This is a genomic window from Rhodococcus sp. 21391, from assembly GCF_016772255.1.
GTDB classification, from domain to species: domain Bacteria; phylum Actinomycetota; class Actinomycetes; order Mycobacteriales; family Mycobacteriaceae; genus Rhodococcus_F; species Rhodococcus_F opacus.
This window is the reverse complement of the sequence record NZ_CP063781.1, coordinates 5,072,261-5,093,163: the sequence shown is the minus strand read 5'-3', so window position 1 is coordinate 5,093,163 and position 20,903 is coordinate 5,072,261. Positions and strand designations below refer to the sequence as shown.

18 protein-coding genes are annotated in these 20,903 nt (G+C 68.1%); 6 read left to right on the top strand and 12 right to left on the bottom strand.

The window, feature by feature from the left end:
- Nucleotides 1–13 precede the first annotated feature (13 nt).
- The 3 genes from GO592_RS23665 to GO592_RS23655 form a co-directional block, all read right to left on the bottom strand.
- Complete coding sequence (locus GO592_RS23665) at nt 14–187, bottom strand: DUF2613 domain-containing protein (RefSeq protein ID WP_005258546.1); 174 nt, start codon at nt 185–187, stop codon at nt 14–16.
- 127 nt (nt 188–314) lie between these two features.
- Nucleotides 315–1,406 (bottom strand): isochorismate synthase, encoded by a 1,092-nt coding sequence (locus GO592_RS23660; protein ID WP_039952204.1) that lies wholly within the window; start codon nt 1,404–1,406, stop codon nt 315–317.
- Between the two features lie 29 nt (nt 1,407–1,435).
- A complete protein-coding gene (locus GO592_RS23655) occupies nt 1,436–1,903 on the bottom strand; it encodes a universal stress protein (protein WP_007299190.1) in 468 nt (155 codons plus the stop codon).
- 118 nt (nt 1,904–2,021) lie between these two features.
- Here GO592_RS23655 and GO592_RS23650 point away from each other — a divergent pair, with 118 nt between their 5' ends.
- Nucleotides 2,022–3,197 carry a glycoside hydrolase family 3 N-terminal domain-containing protein gene (locus tag GO592_RS23650; RefSeq protein ID WP_007299189.1) on the top strand — a complete coding sequence of 392 codons (1,176 nt, stop codon included), beginning with the start codon at nt 2,022–2,024 and terminating at the stop codon, nt 3,195–3,197.
- Nucleotides 3,198–3,299: 102 nt separating this feature from the next.
- The gene (locus GO592_RS23645; protein ID WP_005258535.1) at nt 3,300–3,899 is read left to right on the top strand and encodes a TetR/AcrR family transcriptional regulator; all 600 of its coding nucleotides are present in this window, start codon (nt 3,300–3,302) and stop codon (nt 3,897–3,899) included.
- A 47-nt stretch (nt 3,900–3,946) separates the two neighbouring features.
- Here GO592_RS23645 and GO592_RS23640 read toward each other — a convergent pair whose 3' ends face one another.
- Together GO592_RS23640 and GO592_RS23635 are read right to left on the bottom strand one after the other, a co-directional pair.
- On the bottom strand, nt 3,947–4,810 hold the full coding sequence (locus tag GO592_RS23640) for a MaoC/PaaZ C-terminal domain-containing protein (protein ID WP_005258534.1): 864 nt from the start codon (nt 4,808–4,810) through the stop codon (nt 3,947–3,949).
- The gene (locus GO592_RS23635; RefSeq protein ID WP_007299188.1) at nt 4,810–6,156 is read right to left on the bottom strand and encodes a 3-oxoacyl-ACP reductase; all 1,347 of its coding nucleotides are present in this window, start codon (nt 6,154–6,156) and stop codon (nt 4,810–4,812) included. The genes GO592_RS23640 and GO592_RS23635 overlap by 1 nt, the downstream gene beginning before the upstream one ends.
- Nucleotides 6,157–6,286: 130 nt before the next feature.
- Between GO592_RS23635 and GO592_RS23630 the strand changes: the two genes are divergently transcribed.
- Nucleotides 6,287–7,621, top strand: coding sequence for an acetyl-CoA C-acetyltransferase (locus GO592_RS23630; RefSeq protein WP_007299187.1), 1,335 nt, complete (start codon nt 6,287–6,289; stop codon nt 7,619–7,621).
- A 330-nt stretch (nt 7,622–7,951) separates the two neighbouring features.
- Nucleotides 7,952–10,243, top strand: coding sequence for a VanW family protein (locus tag GO592_RS23625; RefSeq protein WP_007299186.1), 2,292 nt, complete (start codon nt 7,952–7,954; stop codon nt 10,241–10,243).
- A gap of 71 nt (nt 10,244–10,314) precedes the next feature.
- Here GO592_RS23625 and GO592_RS44620 read toward each other — a convergent pair whose 3' ends face one another.
- The 4 genes from GO592_RS44620 to GO592_RS23605 all read right to left on the bottom strand — a co-directional run bounded on the left by GO592_RS44620 (nt 10,315) and on the right by GO592_RS23605 (nt 15,431).
- A complete protein-coding gene (locus tag GO592_RS44620) occupies nt 10,315–11,523 on the bottom strand; it encodes a hypothetical protein (protein ID WP_237737157.1) in 1,209 nt (402 codons plus the stop codon).
- Between the two features lie 229 nt (nt 11,524–11,752).
- Nucleotides 11,753–13,588 (bottom strand): acyl-CoA dehydrogenase, encoded by a 1,836-nt coding sequence (locus GO592_RS23615; RefSeq protein ID WP_007299184.1) that lies wholly within the window; start codon nt 13,586–13,588, stop codon nt 11,753–11,755.
- 82 nt (nt 13,589–13,670) lie between these two features.
- Nucleotides 13,671–14,294, bottom strand: a complete 624-nt coding sequence (locus GO592_RS23610) for a class I SAM-dependent methyltransferase (protein WP_039952179.1) — start codon at nt 14,292–14,294, stop codon at nt 13,671–13,673.
- Between the two features lie 21 nt (nt 14,295–14,315).
- Complete coding sequence (locus tag GO592_RS23605; RefSeq protein WP_025431974.1) at nt 14,316–15,431, bottom strand: DUF4185 domain-containing protein; 1,116 nt, start codon at nt 15,429–15,431, stop codon at nt 14,316–14,318.
- A 285-nt stretch (nt 15,432–15,716) separates the two neighbouring features.
- On the opposite strand from GO592_RS23605, the gene GO592_RS23600 reads away from it, so the two are divergent.
- Nucleotides 15,717–16,736 (top strand): beta-ketoacyl-ACP synthase III, encoded by a 1,020-nt coding sequence (locus GO592_RS23600; protein ID WP_005574998.1) that lies wholly within the window; start codon nt 15,717–15,719, stop codon nt 16,734–16,736.
- Between the two features lie 34 nt (nt 16,737–16,770).
- A complete protein-coding gene (locus tag GO592_RS23595; RefSeq protein ID WP_007299181.1) occupies nt 16,771–17,394 on the top strand; it encodes a DUF3060 domain-containing protein in 624 nt (207 codons plus the stop codon).
- Here the strand turns inward: GO592_RS23595 and GO592_RS23590 are convergent, their stop codons facing one another.
- The 3 genes from GO592_RS23590 to GO592_RS23580 all read right to left on the bottom strand — a co-directional run bounded on the left by GO592_RS23590 (nt 17,395) and on the right by GO592_RS23580 (nt 20,821).
- Nucleotides 17,395–18,156, bottom strand: coding sequence for an HNH endonuclease family protein (locus GO592_RS23590; protein ID WP_007299180.1), 762 nt, complete (start codon nt 18,154–18,156; stop codon nt 17,395–17,397). It abuts the gene before it with no gap.
- 73 nt (nt 18,157–18,229) lie between these two features.
- Nucleotides 18,230–19,390 carry an alkaline phosphatase family protein gene (locus GO592_RS23585; protein ID WP_007299179.1) on the bottom strand — a complete coding sequence of 387 codons (1,161 nt, stop codon included), beginning with the start codon at nt 19,388–19,390 and terminating at the stop codon, nt 18,230–18,232.
- Nucleotides 19,391–19,462: 72 nt separating this feature from the next.
- Nucleotides 19,463–20,821 carry a cytochrome P450 gene (locus GO592_RS23580; protein WP_007299178.1) on the bottom strand — a complete coding sequence of 453 codons (1,359 nt, stop codon included), beginning with the start codon at nt 20,819–20,821 and terminating at the stop codon, nt 19,463–19,465.
- Between the last annotated feature and the right edge of the window lie 82 nt (nt 20,822–20,903).

The window sequence follows — 20,903 nt, the reverse complement described above, 5'->3', positions numbered from 1 at the left end:
TGAGCCGGCGCTCTCAGCGGCTGCCGTACTCAACCTGGTTCAGGAGCGAGGAATCCGCGTTGCCGCTGCGGTCGATTTCGGGACGCGTGTTGTCCTGTGCGGCTGCGGTGATGCCGAGCGTCGCCACGGTGCCGAGAGCGACACCGACCACGGCGCTGACCACACCGGGCACAAGGAACTTCCCCATAAGACATCTCCCACCGTCGTGCCATCGACGCACACGGCTACTCCCGCGTACGAATTGCTCGGGTCAAGGTATCACCCGCGGGCCGCCGAACTGCTGATTGGTGCTCGTGGGTCACCGTTTCTGCAGTTCACGGGCCCTGCTGCACGCCGAGCGCCCGGAGCAGCGTGCGCAGTTTGGTGGTGGTCTCGTCGAGTTCGGCCTCCGGGTCGGACTCGGCGACGATGCCCCCGCCCGCCGACGCCAGTGCCTCGAGTCCGTCCGCGGCGATCTCGGCGCAGCGGATGGCGACCACCCAGTCGCCGTCACCGGCGCCGTCGCACCACCCGACGGCGCCGCCGTAGAACCGCCGGTCCTCCTCGAGGTCCCGGATGGTCGCGAGAGCGAGGCCGGTGGGGGTGCCGCACACCGCGGGGGTCGGGTGCAACCGCGTGGCCAGGCTCAGGGCGCTGGTCGACGCGTCGCGCAACACACCTTCGATGGGGGTCGCGAGGTGCCACACCTCGTGCGTGCTCGTCAGTACCGGGGAGTCCGGGACGGTCAGCTCGGTGCAGAGCGGCGACAGGACCTCCCTGATCCAGGCCGTGACGAACGCGTGCTCGGCCAGGTTCTTCGTGGACTCCAGGAGTCCGCGACCTTCCTTCTCGTCGGCCTCCGGATCGGTGCGCCGCGGCGCGGTTCCGGCGAGGGGACGGCAGGTGACGCGTCGCCCGCGCCGGCTGAGCAGCACCTCGGGGCTGGCGCCGACGAGACTGCGTCCGCGGAAGCTCTCGCCGGCCGCGGAGAGGTCGACGGCGAACCCGTTGGCGGTGGGATTCTGGTGAATCATTCTCGCGGCCAACGCTTCTGCGGAGATTGGGGTGTCCGCGCGGAGGGTGACGCTGCGTGCGGCCACCACCTTGCCGAGGGTGCCCTCGCGCAGGCGGTCGACGAGTGATCGCACCCGGGCCACGTGCTCGGCGGGGTCGGGGACCTCCCGGGTGAGGTGTACGGAGGGAAGGTCGGGAACGGTGCCGGGGCGCCACGGGCCGTCCGTGAACTCCCACGATTCCGGGGCGGTCAGCGCGGCGGGACGATCGGGATCGAACGGCAGCGCTCCGACGATCAGTTCCGTGTCACCGTTCGCGAGGGCCGCGACAGCGGCTGCCGCGGTGTCGTACCCGTGCCGCAAACCGGACGTGCGCAGCGTCCGGTCGGCGCGGGAGAGAAGGAAGCCGTCCATGGTCACCCGACAGTAGTCGGGCGGCCGGACTACTGTCCGGGAGGCACGATCAGCACCGGGCGGTGGCTGTGGCGCAACACGTGGTCGGCGACGCTGCTCTGTAGCAACGACCGCAGACCGGTGGTGCCGCGGGTGCCGGTGACGATGATGTCGACCGCGAGTTCGTCGGACGTCTCGACGATGGCCGTCCAGATCGTGCTGGTGCACTCGATGCAGCGGCCCTCGGTGGCGAGCCCGGCGGCCTCGGCGAGTTGGACGCCCTCTTCGTTGGTCACCTTGGCGTCGGAGAACGCGACGTCCTCGGTCTCCTCGTCGGGCACCCACTCGGGTTGCATCACACCGGACAGGCCCGACATACGCGCGGCCTGGCGGACCATCGGCTCCCACACCGTCACCAGCACAGCGCGATTGGAGGCGAGGAAACGACCTGCGCACTCCACCGCACGCTTGGCGTTGTCGGATCCGTCGTAGGCGATCAACATCAAACCACCGGGCACTACGACCTCCTGAGTACGGGCTTCCTCTGTGTCCAGATTACCAAGCCGGGCGGCAGCGGTCGCCGATTCGGGGCCTACCACGGGGGTGCCGGTGGCGAATTGGGCTACCGTCGAACCCATGCGGATCAAGTATGCACTCGCGCTCGCTGCCTGTACCGGCCTCGTCGCCGGATGTTCGTCGGGTGGTGGCGAGACGATTGCGGAGTCGTCGTCGGCGACACCGTCGCCGTCCTCCGTCGAGCCGGCGTCGCACACCGGCACCGCAGCGCCCGCCGCCGCCCCGGCGTCGTGCGAGAGTCAGTTCCTGCAGTCGTTGCCGTTGCGGCGCAAGCTCGCTCAGCTGCTGAACGTGGGAGTGACCGGCACCGCCGATGCGGCGCAGGTGGTCCGTGACGAGCAGGTCGGCGGCATCTTCGTCGGGAGCTGGACCGACGAGGCCATGCTCGCGAACCGTGAGATTCCCCAGGTGGCGTCGGCGTCGTCGCTGCCTCTGATGGTCACGATCGACGAGGAGGGCGGGCGCGTGTCGCGCGTCGAGAACCTGCTCGGAGCCGATCCCTCCGCCCGGCAGACCGCAGCCACGATGACGGAGGAGCAGACGTACCAGATGGCGCTCGAGCGCGGTCGCGGACTGAAGGACCTCGGTGTCACCGTGAACTTCGCCCCCGACGTGGACGTGAGCAGCCAGCCCGACGACAGCGTGATCGGTGACCGCTCCTACTCCGACGATCCCGCCGTCGTCACCCGCTACGCCGACGCGTACGCCCGCGGAATGCGGGACGCGGGAATCCTGCCCGTTATCAAGCACTTCCCGGGCCACGGATCGGCGTCCGGCGACTCGCACACCGGGGCCGTGACCACCCCGCCGCTCGAGCAGTTGCAGACGAAGGACCTCGTCCCGTTCCGGAACCTGGTGTCCACGGGTGTCGGCGTCATGCTCGGCCACCTCGAGGTGCCGGGTCTGACCGCCCCCGGGGTCCCTGCCAGCATCAGTCCCGACGCCGTGGCGCTGCTGCGCGGCGGCAACGGATACGGCGCGCCGCCGTTCACCGGCCCGATCTTCACCGACGACCTCAGCGGCATGCAGGCGATCACCGACCGCTACGACATCACGGTCGCCGTCGAGACCGCGCTGGAATCCGGTGTCGACGTCGCCCTGTGGCTCACCACCGACGACGTCCCGCGGGTCCTCGATCACCTCGAAAGCGTTGTGGCCTCGGGCAAGCTGCCGCAGCAGCGTGTCGACGAGGCGGTCCTGACCGTGGCGCGCGCCAAGGGCGTGCTGGCCTGCTAGTGCCCGGTCCGCGACAGGGTGCTGGTATTCTTCTCGTCCGCCGGTCGGGCCCGCTTTATTACCGTAGAGTAAGATAGCGGGTTCGACGATGATGGAGGACGAATGGCCGGCGGCACCAAGCGACTGCCGCGCGCAGTGCGCGAGCAGCAGATGCTCGACGCTGCTGTCGACGTCTTCTCCGACAGAGGTTTTCACGAAACGTCCATGGACGCGATCGCGTCCAAGGCGGAAATTTCGAAGCCGATGCTGTACCTGTACTACGGCTCGAAGGACGAACTGTTCGCGGCATGCATCCAGCGGGAGGGTCTGCGCTTCGTCGAGGCACTCGCTCCGGCGGGCGATCCGGGGCTGAGCCCGCGCGAACAGCTGCGCCGGGCCCTCGAAGGGTTTCTCGGGTTCGTGGGCAAGCACCGCAAGTCGTGGATGGTGCTGTATCGCCAGGCGATGGGGCAGCAGGCGTTCGTGGGGTCGGTGCAATCGAGCCGCGACCGGCTGATCGAGCTGACCGCGCACCTGCTCGAGTCCAGCACCAAGGATCCCGAGCCGGGGCAGGATTTCGAACTGATCGCCATCGCCCTGGTCGGTGCGGGCGAGGCCGTGGCCGACCGCGTCGCCGGCGGCGAGATCGAGGTCGACGCCGCCGCAGACCTGCTGGAATCCCTGGCGTGGCGCGGCCTCGCGGGTAAGAAGAAGCCGGAGTGAACGGGACGTTCGTTCGATCAGATCGAACGAACGTCCCGTTCGTCCCGTCAGCGCAGCGTCGCGGTGAGGTGCGGGTATCCCTTCTTCGGGTGCTTGATCGACAGATCCCAGCCGTCGCCGGTCTGATCGGCGTACACGTTCAGCGTGGACGGCAGCAGGATCGGCTTGCCGAAGCGCACGCTGTACGTGACGGCGTCGGGGATCCGGCCCTCCACCGACCCGAGGACGGCGGCCGCACTCCACATGCCGTGCGCGATGGTCTTCGGGAATCCGAAAGCCTTGGCGCCCAACGTCGACACGTGAATCGGGTTCCGGTCACCGGACACCGCGGCGTATTTGCCGATCGTCTTCTGATCGACCCGCAGCGTCCGCAGCGGACGCGGCGGCTCCTCCTCGGCCTTCGGCTCGGGGCCGGGCTGACCGGACAGCGACGTCTTCTGCTGACGCAGGAACGTCGACGTCTGCTTCCACACCAGTTCGCGTCCGACCCGGATCTCGCTGATCACGTCGATCAGGAGTCCCTTGCGGTGCTCACGCAGATTCTCCGCGTGCACCGACACGTCCAGGGGCTCGATCACCGAGATGGGACGGAACTGTTCGATGACGTTCTCCGCGTGCACGGAACCGATGGCGGGGAAGGGGAAGCCTTCGGACACCATCAGCTTCATCACGACCGGGAACACCAGCGTGAACGGGTACGTGAGCGGCAGGTGGTCGCCGAAACGCAGACCGGTCACCCGGTCGTACGCCGCCAGGTTGTCGGGGTCCACGCGGACGCCGTTCAGGACCAGCGTCGTGTCCGGGGCACTGTGCCCGCTCGCGCCGATGACCGGCAGCGCACTGCGCACGGCCCGGGCGTAGATGTCGAGCGTGCCCGGCTTCTCCGTGAGTTGCACGACCTTGCCGGACATCAGGCGCCCAGCAGGCTCTGGCCGCAGACGCGGACGATCTGTCCGGTGACGGCGTTGGACGCGGGGCTCGCGAAGTAGGCGACGGTCTCGGCGACGTCGACGGTCTCGCCGCCCTGCAGCAGGGAGCTCATGCGACGTCCGGCCTCGCGGGTGGCGAACGGGATCGCCGCGGTCATCGCCGTCTCGATGAAGCCCGGTGCAACGGCGTTGATCGTGATCTTCTTCGTCGCGAGCACCGGCGCCGAGGCCTGCACGAGGCCGATCACACCGGCCTTGGAGGTGCCGTAGTTGGTCTGGCCCCGGTTGCCCGCGATGCCGGCGATGGAGGAGACGTCGATGACGCGGCCGCCTTCCTTCAGTGCACCCTTGGCGACGAGGACGTCGGTGATGCGCTGCGGCGCAAGAAGGTTGACGCCGATCACCATGTTCCAGCGACCCTCGTCCATGTTGGCGAGGGTCTTGTCGCGGGTGATGCCGGCGTTGTGGACGATGATGTCCGCGCCGCCGTGCCGTTCGAGGACGAACTCGGCGAGCTTGTCTGCCGCGTCGTCCGCGGTCACGTCCAGGGCGAGGGAGGTGCCGCCAACCTTGTTGGCGGTCTCCGACAGTGCCTCACCGGCGGCCGGGATGTCGGCGCAGATGACGTGCGCGCCGTCGCGGGAGAGGACCTCGGCGATGGTCGCGCCGATGCCGCGGGCCGCACCGGTGACGATGGCGACCTTCCCGTCGAGCGGCTTGTCCCAGTCGGCGGGTGCGACGGAATCCTCGGCGCCGACCCGGATGACCTGGCCGCTGACGAACGCGGACTTGGCCGACAGCAGGAAACGAAGCGTGGATTCGAGACCCGACAGTCCTGCGGAAGCCTTCGGCGAGACGTAGACGAGCTGAGCCGTGGCGCCGCGCTTGACCTCCTTGCCGACGCTGCGGGTGAAGCCCTCGAGCGCGCGCTGGGCGATGTGCTCGTCGACGCTGGACGTCTCCTCGGGGGTGGTGCCGATGACGACGACGCGCGCGGACGGCGCGAGGTTGCGGACGACCGGCTGGAAGAATTCGAAAAGCTGCTCGAGGTCGGTGACCGAACCGATGCCTGTGGCGTCGAACACCAAAGCGCCGTACGTGTCGTCGCCCGTTCCCGCGGCGGGGTAGTCGGACAGCAGTTCGCGCAACGGTTCGACGAGGCGGCCCTTGCCGCCGATCAGGATCGGACCGGCGAGCGGCGGTTCGCCGTGCTTGTATCGCCGCAGGTTCTCCGGTCGCGGCAGTCCCGCTTTCGCGGCGATGAACGCGCCGGGTGCGGATGAGAGGAACTGGGAATAGAGGTCGGGAGCTCCCTTGCTGGCTGCCACGGTCCTACCTTCTGTCGTCGTTTGGCGGTCAGTCACCGAGCACCGAGTGAAGTGCGGTGTCGACAAGTAACTTACTCCTGAGTAAGAATAGTAGCCAACAGGTAATCGCACCAGATCCTTGGAGACGTCAGTGACCAGCAAAGCTCGCACCAATTCGAACTCCGCAGCGGCGCCGAAGCCAGGCGGAAAGCAGCAGCGTCCCGTCGCGATCGTCGGCGGAAACCGCATTCCGTTCGCCCGCTCCGACCGGAAGTACGCGCAGGCGTCCAACCAGGACATGTTCACCGCCACCCTCGACGGTCTCGTGAGCCGCTTCAACCTCCAGGGCGAGAAGCTGGGCCTCGTCGCGGGCGGCGCCGTGCTCAAGCACAGCCGCGACTTCAACCTGATGCGCGAATGCGTCCTCGGCAGCGCCCTCAGCCCGTACACCCCGGCCTTCGACCTGCAGCAGGCCTGCGGCACCGGACTGCAGTCGATCGTCGCCGTCGGTGACGCGATCGCGGCCGGCCGCATCGATGCGGGTGTCGGCGGCGGCGTCGACACCACGTCGGACGCGCCGATCGGCGTCAACGACGAACTCCGCGAGTTCCTGCTGTCGCTGAACCGGGCGAAGAGCACCGGCGACCGCATCAAGCTCCTCGGCAGCGTCCGCCCGTCCATGCTCGGCATCGAGATCCCCCGCAACGGCGAGCCCCGCACCGGGCTGTCCATGGGCGAGCACGCCGCCATCACTGCCAAGGAATTCGGCGTCCGCCGCGAGGACCAGGACGCACTCGCCGCCGCGAGCCACCAGAACATGGCCGCCGCCTACGACCGCGGATTCTTCGACGACCTGGTGACGCCGTTCCTCGGGCTCACCCGCGACGACAACCTGCGGCCCGACTCCAGCGCCGAGAAGCTGGCCAAGCTGAAGCCGGTCTTCGGGGTGAAGGCGGGCGATGCCACGATGACGGCGGGTAACTCCACCCCGCTCACCGACGGCGCGTCCGCAGTTCTGCTGTCCACCGACGAATGGGCCGCCGAGCGCAAGCTTCCGGTGCTCGCGCATCTCGTCGACTCCGAGACCGCGGCCGTCGACTACATCCACGGCAAGGACGGGCTCCTGATGGCGCCGACGTACGCCATCCCGCGCCTGCTGGCCCGCAACAGTCTCACCCTGCAGGATTTCGACTACTACGAGATCCACGAGGCGTTCGCGTCCGTCGTGCTGGCGACGCTGCAGGCGTTCGAATCGGACGAGTATTGCAAGGAACGCCTGGGCCTAGACGGCGCACTGGGGTCCATCGACCGCAGCAAGCTGAACGTCAACGGGTCCTCGCTGGCGGCGGGGCACCCGTTCGCCGCGACCGGCGGCCGCATCGTCGCCTCGCTCGCCAAGATGCTGGCGGAGAAGGGCTCGGGCCGCGGCCTGATCTCGATTTGCGCCGCCGGCGGCCAGGGTGTGACGGCAATCATAGAGGCGTGATCCGACTGGCCTTTCCGGTAGCTGGGAGACCGGAAAGGCCAGCGTGCGCGCAGTGCGAGCGGGGATCCGGCAACGAGGGGTGGCCGGATCCCCGAAATCTTTTCCGACAGGTGTAACGCTGGAGATTAGCTGGCGATATCCCTGTCAGCCCCGTGTTGCTGCCTGACCCCCGACCTGGCAGCAGCGCGGGGCTCTTGCATTTCCGGCGGCCGGTACGCTGACGTGGGGGTCTCGACCGGGCCTCGCTCGGATCGGATCGCGCTTGAAATGCAACGAGCACCGACGGCAAGCTGAGGCCCGCACGAAGGACAACTCGGTGAGAGGGCCACGGTGAACGACGAAGACGGCGACAAGGGGAGCACGGCACCCGAACGGTCGACGCCGGACCCTTCCGCGACGCCCGAGAGTGTCGAACCCGAGAATGTGGCCCACCCGGCCGCTCCGGAACGGGACGAGGTCCCGGAACCCGAAAACGCTCCGGCTCCCGAGGACGCTCCGGCTCCCGAGGACGCTCCGGCTCCCGAGGATTCGGCGGAACAGCCGCGTGCCGACGACGCCCCGACGACGCAGCTGGACCTCGGTGACCTCGGGGAACGCGCCGAGGAGCAGGCTCCCGATGCGCCGTTGTGGGTGGAGCCGCCGGCGAACGAGGACGTCACTCAGGTGATCCCCGCGATTCCGCCGCGTCCCGTTCCCGGGCCGACGCCGGCGTACACCACACCGGCCGACCAGCCGACCGTGGTGGCGCCCGCCGCCGCGGCGCAGGTCCCACCGCAGCCGGCACCGGAACCTTCCGCGCCCGCCGAGCCCTCCGCAGAACCGACCACCCCGGCCCGTGCGCCCTGGGTGAAGATCGCAGCAGTCACCGGCGGTGTGATCGCCCTGATCGGCATCGCCTACGCCGCGGACCTCACGGTGTCCTCCGGGAAGGTCCCGCGCGGGGTGACCGTGGCAGGCGTCGACGTGGGCGGTTCGTCCCGCGAGGAGGCCGAGGCCATTCTGCAGGCGCAGGTCGGCCCGCGCGCCGACCAACCGCTGACGGTGACGGCCGGCGACGTGTCGACGGAACTCGTTCCGTCCGCTGCCGGGCTCGGGGTCGACTGGGAGGCCACCCTCGACAGGGCCGATTCGCAGCCGCTCAACCCGTTCACGAGGCTCACGTCGTTCTTCACCACCGACGAGATCGGTGTGGTGTCGACCCGCGACGAGGCCGCGCTGGCGTCCGCCGTCGACGGCCTCCGCAGTGAGACCGATCGCGCGTCCCGTGAGGGGACCGTCGTGTTCGAGGGCCCGACCCCGGTTCCGGTGGACCCGTCGACCGGGCAGAACCTGAACGGCGAGGGCGCCGAGGCGGCGTTGACCGAGGAATGGGCGTTCGGCCGGACGGTGGACCTGCCCGTCGACGTCGTGCCCGTGACGGTGACGAAGGAAGGCGTCCAGCGGGCGCTCGCCGAGGTGGCGGTGCCCGCTGCCTCCGCCGATCTGGTGGTGACCGGACGCGACGGCAAGGTCGCGACCGCGGCGCGTCAGCAGATCGGTGCCATCGTCGGCTTCGAACCGGACGGCAACGGCGGGCTGAAGCCCACCTACAACATCGAGGCTGCCACCGGCATCCTGGCGCCGCAGCTGGTCTCGACGGAGATCGCACCGAAGGACGCGACGATCACGCTCGACGGCGGATCACCCACGGTCGTCCCCGCGGTCGTCGGCGACCTGGTGCAGTGGCCCAAGACGTTGGAGACGTTGCCCGAGTTGTTGCGCGGCAACGGTTCTCACACCACCGCCGCGGTGTACGGACCCGTCCCTCCCGCACTCACCACAGAGGCCGCGCAGGCGCTCGGCGTGAAGGAAGTGATCGGTGAGTTCACGACCGGCGGCTTCTCTGCCGCGTCGGGTACCAACATCCGCCTCGCCGCCAGTGAGATCAACGGGGCGCTGATCAAGCCGGGCGACACGTTCTCCCTCAACGGGTACACCGGCCCGCGCGGCACGGCCCAGGGCTATGTGGAGTCGGGCATCATCAACAACGGTCGCCCGGACACCGCGGTCGGCGGCGGTGTGAGCCAGGTGGCGACGACGCTCTACAACGCCGCGTACTTCGCCGGTATGGAGGACGTCGCGCACACCGAGCACTCGTACTACATCTCGCGTTACCCCGAGGCGCGTGAGGCCACCGTCTTCGAAGGCGCCATCGACCTGCAGTTCCGCAACACCGCCAAGACGGGTGTGATGATCCAGGCCATCGGCGGCGCCTCGGATCTGACCATCCGGTTCTGGGGAACCAAGACGGTCGACGTCGAGTCGATCACCGGCAACCGGACCAAGCCGACGGAGCCCGACACGGTCACCCTGCCCGCCGGCGATCACTGCATCGCCTCCAGCGGCGCACCGGGATTCACCGCCAGCGACACCCGGGTGATCTCCGACCACGCCACCGGTAAGGAAATCTCCCGGAACACCAGGACCGTCCGGTACGACCCCGTCCCGATCGTCAAGTGCGAGGCCCCCGCCCCCGCACCCAAACCCGACGAGCGCACCCCCGCCGCCTCGCCGGCCCCATCCGCCCCGGCGGAAAGCCCGAAAACCACCACCCCGAAGCCGAAGCCGAACGACGGCGAGTAGCCGCACTACTTCTCGGTTCGCGCACCGCTTTTCGAGCCCGAAAGGAGAGCGCGAACCGAGAAAGGGTGCGGCTACAGTGATCGCACCGTGAGCCGCTGGGCGGACGGGAGCGGGGCCTGCGTGACCCAGCCTCGGGGCGTCGCGGCACGCGCGATCGCGCGGCGGACACGCTCCGCCACCTGCCCCGGGGACTCGAGGTCGTCCCAGGTCCACCGCACCACCTGGAAGCCGAGGTCGCGCAGGGCGTCCTCGCGCTGCTTCTCGGCGAAGACCGCGTCGCCGGGGGATTGCCCGGGTTTCAGCAGCCGGCCGTACTTGACGCGTCCGTCGAACTCCCCGAGCACGATGCCGTCGAAGTGGAAGTCGACCCGCCCGATCCGGCGCCCGCCGGGTTCGAACACCTCGCCTTGCTGGGACGGGAGCGGCAGCCCGGCACGCGACAACATCACCCGGCTTCGCGATTCACCGACGCTTTCGCTGTGCCCGCTCAGGAACCGGACGACCCTCCGTGCCGCATCGACGCCGTGACGACGCGCAGCGCGGGCGAGTTCGGCCTCGAGGTCCTCACGGTCGACGCCGAATCTGCGGACGGCCGCGTCACCCATCACGACGGCCTGCTCGAACGGCAGGGTTCTTGCGAGGTCGACCACCGTCCGCGTCGGGAGAGTCAGCGAATGGCCGTCCACTACCGCCACGTGCTCTCCGATCGGGGCGCAGTGCACCGTGGTCCGCCGCTTGATCCGGCCACCTCCGCGTCGATTTCTGGTGAGGTGCACGCCGTCGAGGGGCGTCTTCCACAGCGGCAGCCCGTACACGACGGCCGCGTCACCCATCACGACGGCCTGCTCGAACGGCAGGGTTCTTGCGAGGTCGACCACCGTCCGCGTCGGGAGAGTCAGCGAATGGCCGTCCACTACCGCCACGTGCTCTCCGATCGGGGCGCAGTGCACCGTGGTCCGCCGCTTGATCCGGCCACCTCCGCGTCGATTTCTGGTGAGGTGCACGCCGTCGAGGGGCGTCTTCCACAGCGGCAGCCCGTACACGACGGCCGCGGATTGGTGACTGAGCACCACGTCGTCCGACACGGCGTGAACTGTCGAGTCGATCAGGAAGCGATGACGTTCCTCCTCGCTCTGCGAGTACATCGACGCGGAGAGGTACGCGCCGCGCCCGATGCGCCGCCACTCGCCGCGTGTGTACAGGCGTCGGATCTCGTCGTCGCTGTAGTCGCGGCCCAACGCCTCCTGGCGTCGTAGCATCGCCCCCGGGTCGTGTTCCATGGGAACGATTCTCGCCGGAGCCACCGGAAGAATCCGGTCCGAAGGAGCCTGCTGTGGATGAGCTGGAGCTTGTGGACAACTCCCGCACTCTTTCTCGGCTCGCGCACTGCCTGTGGGGGCTGAAAAGGGGTGCGTCGACCGGGAAAGAGTGCCGGAGGTCGGCCGGTCGGGACACGAAAAGGCCCGGCGGCCAGGGAAGTACCCCGGCCGCCGGGCCGTGTGAACCCGATCAGAACGCTGCTTCGTCGAGCTCCATGATGTCGTTGTCGATGTTGGCGACGATGCTGCGGGTGGCGGTCAGTTCCGGCAGGACGTTCTTCGCGAAGAAGGACGCGATGGCGACCTTGCCCTCGTAGAACGCCTTGTCCTTGTCGGAGGCACCCTCGTCGAGGGCCTTGATCGCGATCTCGGACTGGCGCAGGAGCTGCCAGCCGATGAGCAGGTCGCCGACGGACATCAGGAAGCGGACCGAACCGAGGCCGACTTTGTACAGCTCGGACGGCTGCTCCTGCGCACCCATGAGGTACCCGGTGAGGGTGGCGGCCATGGTCTGGACGTCCTCGAGGGCGGTGGCGAGCAGGGCGCGCTCGGCCTTGAGGCGACCGTTGCCTGCCTCGCTGTCGATGAACTTCTTGACCTCGCCTGCGACGTGGGCGAGTGCCACACCGCGGTCGCGGGCGATCTTGCGGAAGAAGAAGTCCTGCGCCTGGATAGCGGTGGTGCCCTCGTAGAGCGAGTCGATCTTGGCGTCGCGGATGTACTGCTCGATCGGGTAGTCCTGCAGGAAGCCGGAGCCACCGAAGGTCTGCAGGCTCTCCGTCAGGTACTGGTAGGCCCGCTCGGAGCCGACGCCCTTGACGATGGGGAGCAGCAGGTCGTTGACGCGGAACGCGAGGTCCTTGTCGGCACCGGACACCAGCTTGGCGGTGGCCTCGTCCTGGTGCGCCGCGGTGTACAGGTACACGGCGCGCAGGCCCTCCGCGTACGCCTTCTGCATGGCGAGGGCGCGACGGACGTCGGGGTGGTGCGTGATGGTGACGCGCGGCGCGGCCTTGTCCGTCATCTGCGTGAGGTCTGCGCCCTGGACGCGTTCCTTCGCGTAGTCGAGGGCGTTGAGGTAGCCGGTGGAGAGGGTGGCGATGGCCTTGGTGCCGACCATCATCCGGGCGTGCTCGATGACGTCGAACATCTGCGCGATGCCGTTGTGGACCTCGCCGACGAGCCAGCCCTGGGCGGGAATGCCGTGGCCGCCGAAGGTGACCTCGCACGTGGCGGAGACCTTCAGGCCCATCTTGTGCTCGACGTTGGTGACGAAGACGCCATTGCGCTCGCCCAATTCGTTGGTCTCGAAGTTGAAGTGCGTCTTCGGGACGAAGAACAGCGACAGTCCCTTGGTGCCGGGGCCTGCGCCCTCGGGGCGGGCCAGGACCAGGTGGAAGATGTTCTCGAACAGGTCGTCGGAGTCGGCGGAGGTGATGAACCGCTTGACGCCCTCGATGTGCCAGGAGCCGTCGTCCTGCTTGATGGCCTTGGTGCGGCCTGCGCCGACGTCGGAACCGGCGTCGGGTTCGGTGAGGACCATGGTGGCACCCCAGCCGCGCTCGACGCAGGTGGCGGCCCACTTCTTCTGCTCTTCGGTGCCGTTGTGGAACAGCACGTCCGCGAACGCGGGTCCGGCCTGGTACATGTGCGCGGCCGGCTGGGCGCCGAGGATCAACTCACTGATGGCCCACACGACGGACCGGGGGACGGGGACGCCGCCGATCTCCTCGGAGAGTCCCATGCGGTACCACTCGGCGTCCCACAGTGCGCGGAACGACTTCTTGAACGATTCCGGCAGGGTGACGGTGTGGTTCTCGGGGTCGAAGACCGGAGGGTTGCGGTCGGCGTCGGCGAAGGACTCGCCCAGCGGTCCCTCGGCGAGGCGGGCAACTTCGCTGAGCATGTTGCGGACGGTGTCGGCGTCGAGATCGCCCCACACGCCTTCACTCAGCGGCTGCTCGAGACCGAGTACCTCGAAGAGGTTGAACTCCAGGTCGCGGACGTTGCTCTTGTAATGGCCCATGTCTTCTGTCTCTCCCAGTGAGATGGTGCGGTCTATCCGTTAGTACCGCCCAAGTTATTACTCGTCGGTAACATCAGCGATATTACGCCCGATTTACCTGACTGCCAAGACTCGGGCGGTGCGCGACGACGAGCGCGTCGATCGCCGTTCCGGCGTCCGTCTCGCGGAAGCGCCGTTCGGCGACATCGACGGAGAGCCGCCCGTCGAACGAGTCCACCAAATCATCTGGCGTGTAAAGGATTCCGGGGTCCTGGGGGCCCCCGACTCCCTGCGACAAGTTAACGGTGTCATGCCCCAAAATCATGAGGATTCCATCAGGTTTCAGCGCAGATATGGCGCGGTTCACAACCTGCAGACGCTCCTCGGCGGCGAGATGGAGGTAGATCATGAGCACGAGGTCGTACTCGCCGCCGAGGTCTGCATCGGTGACGTCGGCGACGCGGTAGTCGAGCCGTTCGCGGACCGAGCGGGGTGCTTCGGCGGCCACCCGGCGGGCCTTGTCGACGGCCACGGCCGAGTAGTCGAGCCCCGTCACCTCCCAGCCGCGGGTGGCGAGCCAGTGCGCGTTGCGGCCCTCGCCGCATGCGAGGTCGAGTGCGCGGCCGCGGGGGAGCGAGGTGACCCGCTCGACCACGACGGCGTTGGGTGGCGCGCCCCACACCAGGTCGCTCTGTGAATACCGTTCGTCCCAGGCAGCTGCATCCATGCCCCGACGCTAGTACGCGGGCTACGGAGTGAGTGTGGTCCGCATGAGGAGCACGTTGTAGTTGTTGTGCACCGTCGTGAGGAAGTAGAGGTCGCGCCCCGACGACCACGGGTGGATGTAGGCGCCGTACGCGGTGGGCAGCTCCCGGGTGTCGACGAGCACCTCCGGTGGGCCCCACGGTCCGGTGACCGACGGTGATCGGCGCATGACCACGGAGTTGTACTGGTCGGTGGTCAGCATGAGGTATTGGCCGAGGTACTCGTTGTACGCGACGGACAATTCGCCGACTCCGCCCGGCATGATCGGCTTGGCGACGTCGGGGTTGCCCTTGATCCACTTGGCGCCGTCGAAGTACTCGTACGCGCCGAGGTCCATGATCTGGGGTTCCGGGACCCGCGCGATGTGGACGAGTCCGCCGCGGCCGGCAGGCGTGCCGTATTGGTAGACGAAGCCGTCGGCCTTGACGAACGCGCTCATCTGGAAGTTGGCGTTGCCGCCGACGTTCGGGCGCTGCGTCTCGGGGGCGACGGTCCAGTTCTCGCCGTTGTCCTGTGAGTAGACGAGACCGGAGTAGTTGGTGTCCCACGTTCCCGCCGGTCCCCAGTTCTTCACCGACATCATGCTCAGAACCTGGGTGTTGCCGACGGCGACGCCGGCGGTGGGGATTCGGCTGATCTCGACGAACGGGATCTTCGGGCTCGGGACGAGCTCCTTGGACTGGCCGAAGATGTCGCGCGGTGAGCTGTCGAAGTTCATCCCGTCGGAGAGGATGCCGTCCGAGCTGCGGAACAGCGTGCTGCTGCGCCAGGCCCACAGACTGCCCGACAGCAGGTTGGGCAGCCCGAGCCCGGCGGAGTCGCCGAACGCCGTGAGGACCTGGCCCTGGCCGTTGTCCCACATGATCCCGAGGTCGGTGCCGAGGACGTTGGCGTCCTGGGTTCGGTTCGGACTGAGCATGCCGGTCTGCTGTGCGACCGCCTGGGTGCGTCCGGTGAGGTGCGGAATCCCGTTGGTGCCGTTGAGGCCAGGGATCGGATTGATGGCGTTGGGATTCGCGGCGGCCGGGCCGGCGAATGCGATCAACGTCACGGCCGCGCCGACGAGTGACGCTGCTGCAAGAGCTCTGGTTCGCTTCACGAAGGACACTCCATCTCTAGCAGCAGGCGGCACTGCGTGGCCCGAAGAGACCACTCCCCCTACCGGTGATCAACTGCTGGAAATCGCCAGAAGTCTAACAAGTCTGTTCTTCCGAAAGTGTCGGTTTGACCGCCGTGTTCGTTTCATCGGCGCCCCCACCGAATCGATATTACCGACGAGTAACAGGAACCGGTGCTACCCGCTGGGCGGTCGCCGACGTAACGTGTGCTGGCGACAAGTCCACACTGCGCGTAACCACGCGGGACCTGATGAGGAGATCGATCGATGGGAAAGCAGATTGCCACCGTGGCTGGAGGTCGGCAGTCCGCCCTTCTCGGGCTCGGCGTGTACCGGCCCGAACGGGTCGTCACCAACGACGAGATCTGTGAACTGATCGACTCGAACGACGAGTGGATCCAGTCGCGCTCGGGAATCCGCAACCGGCGGTTCGCGGCGGAGGACGAGAACGTCGTCACGATGTCCATCGAAGCCGGGCGTAAGGCGATCGAAGCGAGCGGGATCGATCCCGAGCAGATCGGCTGCGTCATCGTCGCCACGTCGACGTACCTCCTGCTGACGCCGCCCGCCGCGGCGGTGGTGGCCGACGCCCTGGGCACCAACGGGCCCGGAGCGTTCGATCTCGGCGGTGGCTGCGCGGGCTTCTGCACCGCGCTGACCGTGGCGTCGGACCTGGTTCGCGGAGGATCCGTCGACTACGCCCTCGTCGTGGGTGTCGAGAAGATGAGCATCACCACCGACCCCACCGACCGCTCGACGCGGTTCATCTTCGGTGACGGCGCCGGCGCCGTGGTCGTGGGCAAGAGCGACGTCGCGGGCATCGGACCGGTGGAGTGGGGTTCGGACGGCGCCCAGGCCGACGCCATCGTGCAGGATCTCGATTGGTACGAATACATCACGACGCCGGGTGCCACGCGCCCGTACATCAAGATGGCGGGTACCGCGGTGTTCCGCTGGGCCGCCTTCGAGATGGGCAAGGTGGCACTGCGGGCGGTCGAGAAGGCCGGCATGTCGGTCGACGACCTCGACGCGTTCGTGCCGCACCAGGCCAACTCGCGGATCACGGAGGTGATCGCGCGCAGCATGAAGCTCCCCGAGAACGTGCCCGTGTCCGACGACATCGCCGAGAGCGGCAACACGTCGGCAGCATCGGTGCCGCTCGCCATGGAGGAGATGCTGCAGTCCGGCGCCACCAAGCCCGGCGATACCGCCCTGCTGCTCGCCTTCGGTGCCGGGCTGTCCTACGCGGCCCAGGTCGTGACGATGCCGGTACTCGCGAAGGACTGACCCGGCCCCGGAGGGGACAGGAAAGCAGGGGTCGATGAGCGTCACCCGGCAGTCGATCGCCGTCGCCGTGCTGATGTCCGGCGCCGTGGCCCTCGCGGGCTGCGGCGGCGGGAGCACCGGCGGCGGCAGTACCTCGACGGTGTCCGGCTCTGCGGTGGAACTGAATTCGGGCGGTGACTGCGCGGGCCGCGACGTGATCGTCAACCGGGACGGTGCCGGGGTCGTCCTCGACGGCGAGTGCGGCATCGTCACCATCGAGGCCAACGGCGTCTCGGCGAACGTCGCCACGTCGAACGCGGTCATCGTGCGCGGTCAGGACACCAACGTCGTCGGCGGGCAGACCGGAACGCTCACCATCGCGGGGCGCAGCAACAGCTCCACCATCGACGTGGTCGAGTCGATCGAACTGCAGGGCAACGCCGTGACCGTGCTCGGCAAACAGGCGGAGCGAATCTCGGTCAGCGGAAGCGGGAACTCCGTGAACGTGGACGACTCCGGTGCGATGACGGTGAGTGGCAACGACAATTTCGTGCGCGCCGTGTCCCTCGACTCCCTCGAACTGACCGGGTCCAACAACTCCGTCGACTGGGATTCCGGCGCGACGACCCCGTCGGTCGACACGGGCTCGGAGAATCGGCTCACCCCACCCGGAGCGTGATCACCGGGCGCCGCAGCCGGTGAGCACCGCGGCCATCGCATCGCGCTCGGGCGGCGTCACCCAGAGCCGGTACGCCACTTTCACTTCCACCTGCCGCGCCACATAGGTGCAGCGGTACGCCGCCAGTGGGGGCAGCCACGTCGACGCGTCGGCGTCGCTCTTGCGCTGATTGGTGGGCCCGTCCACCGCCTGCAGATTGCGCGGATCGTTCGCAAGGTTCGCCCGCGTCTGCGCGTCGAGGAGCTGAGCGCCCTTCTGCCACGCGTCCGACAGTGCCACCACGTGATCGATCTGCACGGCGTCCGACGTCTTCGTGCCCCGGGTGAACGCAATGATGGTGCCCGTGTAGAGATCCCGCAACGTGCCCGACTGCACAACGCAGTTGCGGGTGCGGTCCCGTGAGGTGATGTCGACCAGGTCGCGCCGCAGGATGTCGTTGCGGGTGTCGCAGCCGTTGCGCCCGAGGTCGACCGACACGTTGTCGGTCCAGCTGGCACCGAACAGTTCCCGGTCGTATCCCGTCTTGGGTGCCCGGCCCTTCACCTCGAGGGTGGACAGCTGGGCGAACGCCATCTGTATCTGTTGTGCGTCAGTGACTTCCGAGGGCGCGACCGGTCCGGTTCCGGCGGCGAGGGTGTCGTCGGGGTCGGGCGAGAGCATCGTGACGAGTACGACGACGAGCAGCCCGGCGAGGATCCAGGGCCACTTGGTGCGGATGGTCGTGATGATGGAGCCGGTGTTCGGTACCGCAGAGCGGGGCATGAATCTCTCCTGAAATCAACGCTGTTCGTCATTTCTATCAGGAATGGCCCCACGGGCCGGTGATCGGCCCGGGTTACGTGGCGGTGCCCTGCAGCAGGGGAATCAGCAACTCGTCGTCGGTGAGGGCGCCGTGTTGCCCGGGGAGGGCGGACAGCCTCGACTCCGCCTTGCGCCGGACCACCGCGACGCCGCCCTGGGCGATGGCGACGACGTCGCCGATGCGGCCCTGGACCTCGGATCGCACGGCCGGCCCGAACAGTCCCGCGGTGACGGCCTCGTCTCGTGTGCCGATCCACATGCGGTGTCCCAGTTCGTTCCGCCACCGGGCGGCGACGTCGTGCCCGGCTCCGGCTCGGGTGTGGACGTGCCTGCACCGGGGTTCGCCGGCGAGCGCCACCACGTCGTCCGACAGGGCGGGAGTGGCATCGAAGTCGATTTTGTCGGCGTCGTCGACGGTGACCATGCCGTGGTCGGCGGTGACATACAGCATGGTGTCGGGTTGTGCCGCCGCGAGTCCCGCGGCGAGCTTCTCGACGAGCCGGTCGACGAGGGCGACCTGGTGCAGCCAGGATTCGGATCCCGGTCCGTAAATGTGCCCGAGCGTGTCGATTTCGCTGAGGTAGCAGTAGGTGAGGGTCCGTTCGCCTCCCCGGGCCGCGGTGACGACGTGCGCGATCAGGTCACCGTACGCGTGTATTCCTGTGAACGTGCCGCCGCGGAGGACGGCGCGGGTGAGCCCGGACCCGTCGAACTTCGCGGGAACTACGGTCGTGCACGTGATGCCGGCTGCCGCGGCGCGTTCGAACACGGTCGGTGCGGGCTGGACGACCTCGGGCACCAGGCGGGTGAGTTCATCGCCCTTGTGGCCCGCGCGCCACGACAGCCAGTTGAGCGTGCCGCGGACCTCACGAACGTATGACTGGTAGCCGGTGATGCCGTGACCGCCGGACGGCAACCCCGTGCCGAACGACGCGATGCTGGTGGCGGTCGTGGTGGGGAAGCCCGCCCGGATCGGCCGTCCGGTCAGGCTGTCGAGGAACGGGGCGTGGTCGCGGTGGCGACGCAGCAATGTCCAGCCGAGGCCGTCGATCAAGAACACCACGGTGTGCCTGCTGTCCGGCAGGTGCAGCCGGTTGGGTTCGCCGGCAACGCCGAGTGCGGCGAGGACGGACGGCATCAGGGCAGACAGTGTCGGCTGCGAATAGACGTCGAGCGGGGGCGCCGTAACGGTCATGACTTCCACTATGGTGGATCGGCTCAGGCTGCACTTGGGATATCGGCTCAGCCCGCAATGTCGAGAGTCGGCTCAGCCGACACGGTGGTACAGGTCGACGGGCTGGCCGTCGGAGGGAAACGGCAGCGAGGTGTAGTTGAGCGGGGCGACGTAGCTGGGGCTCACCTGCCAGTCGAACCGCCGCAGCAGGTGGTGCATGACCGTCTTGATTTCGGCTCCCGCGAAGTGCATCCCCAGGCATTTGTGCACGCCGCCGCCGAACGGCTCCCACGCGAACCGGTGAACCTTGTCCTCGCGGCGTTCGGGTGCGAACCGTTCGGGGTCGAACCTCTCCGGATCGGGCCAGTACTCGGGCATGTGATGGGTGAAGTGCACGACCACCGACATGTACGTACCCCGGGGGATGTAGTGGCCGAGCACCTCGGTGTCCGCGACCGCGCGGCGGGCGACCACCGGGACCGGCGGAACGAGGCGCAGGCATTCCTTCATGACGAGGTCGAGGTCGGTCAGTTCGTCGAGTTGACCGTAGGTCGGGGTGGACGTGCCCAGTGCCGCCGACTGCCGCCTGCACCGCTCCTGCCAGTCGGGGTGCTGACCGAGGTACTGCATCATCGTCGACAGCGTGATGGTGGATGTGTCGTGCGCCGCCATCAGCAGGAAGATCATGTGGTTGACGACGTCGTCGTCGCTGAACCGTTGCCCGTCTTCGGATTCGATGTGGCACAGCGCGGAGAACAGGTCGTCGCCGGCACCCGCTCGCCGCGCGGGCAGGTAACGGCGGAAGAACTCCTCGAGTCGTGCGCGCCCGTCGATGCCGCGCTTCCACCGCGTTCCGGGCAGGGGATACCGCACCACCGACGTGGCGGCCTGCACGCTGTCGATGAACGCCTTGTTGATCTCGGCCATCTCCCGGGGCGTCGACCCCTCGGCTCCGCCCATGAAGATGCTCGTGGCGAGATCGAGTGTCAGCTCCTTCAGCGCGGGGTACGCGGCGAAGCCCGGGGTGGGCTGCCAGCCGTCGAGCCCCTCCTCGACGGCCGGATGGAGTGCCTCGGTGTAGCGCGACAGCCGGTCCCGGGTGAAGGCCTGCTGCATGATTCGCCGGTGGGCGAGGTGTTCGTCGCCGTCGAGGAGCATCAGCCCGCGGTGGAAGAACGGCCCGATCAGCACGCTCCACCCGTCGCTGTTGACGAAGGCTCGGTCCTTGTTCTGCAGCACCGTCTGGCAGCCGTCCGGTCCGAGCACGGTGACCCACCGCTTGCCGGCCATGCTCAGCCACGACACGGGGCCGTAGCGATCCCAGCGACTCTGCAGCAGTCCCATCGGGTCGCGGAAATAGTCCAGCGAGTGTCCGATGACGGGGAATCCGGCATTGCCCGAGATGGGTTGCAAGGTGCTTTGCGGTGGGGGAGCAGCGAGAACTTTGGGCATCGGCCCTCCTCGTGGCGTATGTGACAGGACCCTCTGTCAGATGTGTAGTGTGCGTCACACCTGCGGGTCTGTCAACATCGAG

Bases quoted from the DNA above. Each gene is read 5' to 3' on its own strand.
- GO592_RS23610 (WP_039952179.1), bottom strand. From the start codon at position 14,294: ATGGATGCAGCTGCCTGGGACGAACGGTATTCACAGAGCGACCTGGTG.
- GO592_RS23660 (WP_039952204.1), bottom strand. From the start codon at position 1,406: ATGGACGGCTTCCTTCTCTCCCGCGCCGACCGGACGCTGCGCACGTCC.
- GO592_RS23600 (WP_005574998.1), top strand. From the start codon at position 15,717: ATGGGAAAGCAGATTGCCACCGTGGCTGGAGGTCGGCAGTCCGCCCTT.
- GO592_RS23645 (WP_005258535.1), top strand. From the start codon at position 3,300: ATGGCCGGCGGCACCAAGCGACTGCCGCGCGCAGTGCGCGAGCAGCAG.
- GO592_RS23650 (WP_007299189.1), top strand. From the start codon at position 2,022: ATGCGGATCAAGTATGCACTCGCGCTCGCTGCCTGTACCGGCCTCGTC.
- GO592_RS23640 (WP_005258534.1), bottom strand. From the start codon at position 4,810: ATGTCCGGCAAGGTCGTGCAACTCACGGAGAAGCCGGGCACGCTCGAC.
- GO592_RS23585 (WP_007299179.1), bottom strand. From the start codon at position 19,390: ATGACCGTTACGGCGCCCCCGCTCGACGTCTATTCGCAGCCGACACTG.
- GO592_RS23590 (WP_007299180.1), bottom strand. From the start codon at position 18,156: ATGCCCCGCTCTGCGGTACCGAACACCGGCTCCATCATCACGACCATC.
- GO592_RS23580 (WP_007299178.1), bottom strand. From the start codon at position 20,821: ATGCCCAAAGTTCTCGCTGCTCCCCCACCGCAAAGCACCTTGCAACCC.
- GO592_RS23615 (WP_007299184.1), bottom strand. From the start codon at position 13,588: ATGGGCCATTACAAGAGCAACGTCCGCGACCTGGAGTTCAACCTCTTC.
- GO592_RS23665 (WP_005258546.1), bottom strand. From the start codon at position 187: ATGGGGAAGTTCCTTGTGCCCGGTGTGGTCAGCGCCGTGGTCGGTGTC.
- GO592_RS44620 (WP_237737157.1), bottom strand. From the start codon at position 11,523: ATGGAACACGACCCGGGGGCGATGCTACGACGCCAGGAGGCGTTGGGC.
- GO592_RS23595 (WP_007299181.1), top strand. From the start codon at position 16,771: ATGAGCGTCACCCGGCAGTCGATCGCCGTCGCCGTGCTGATGTCCGGC.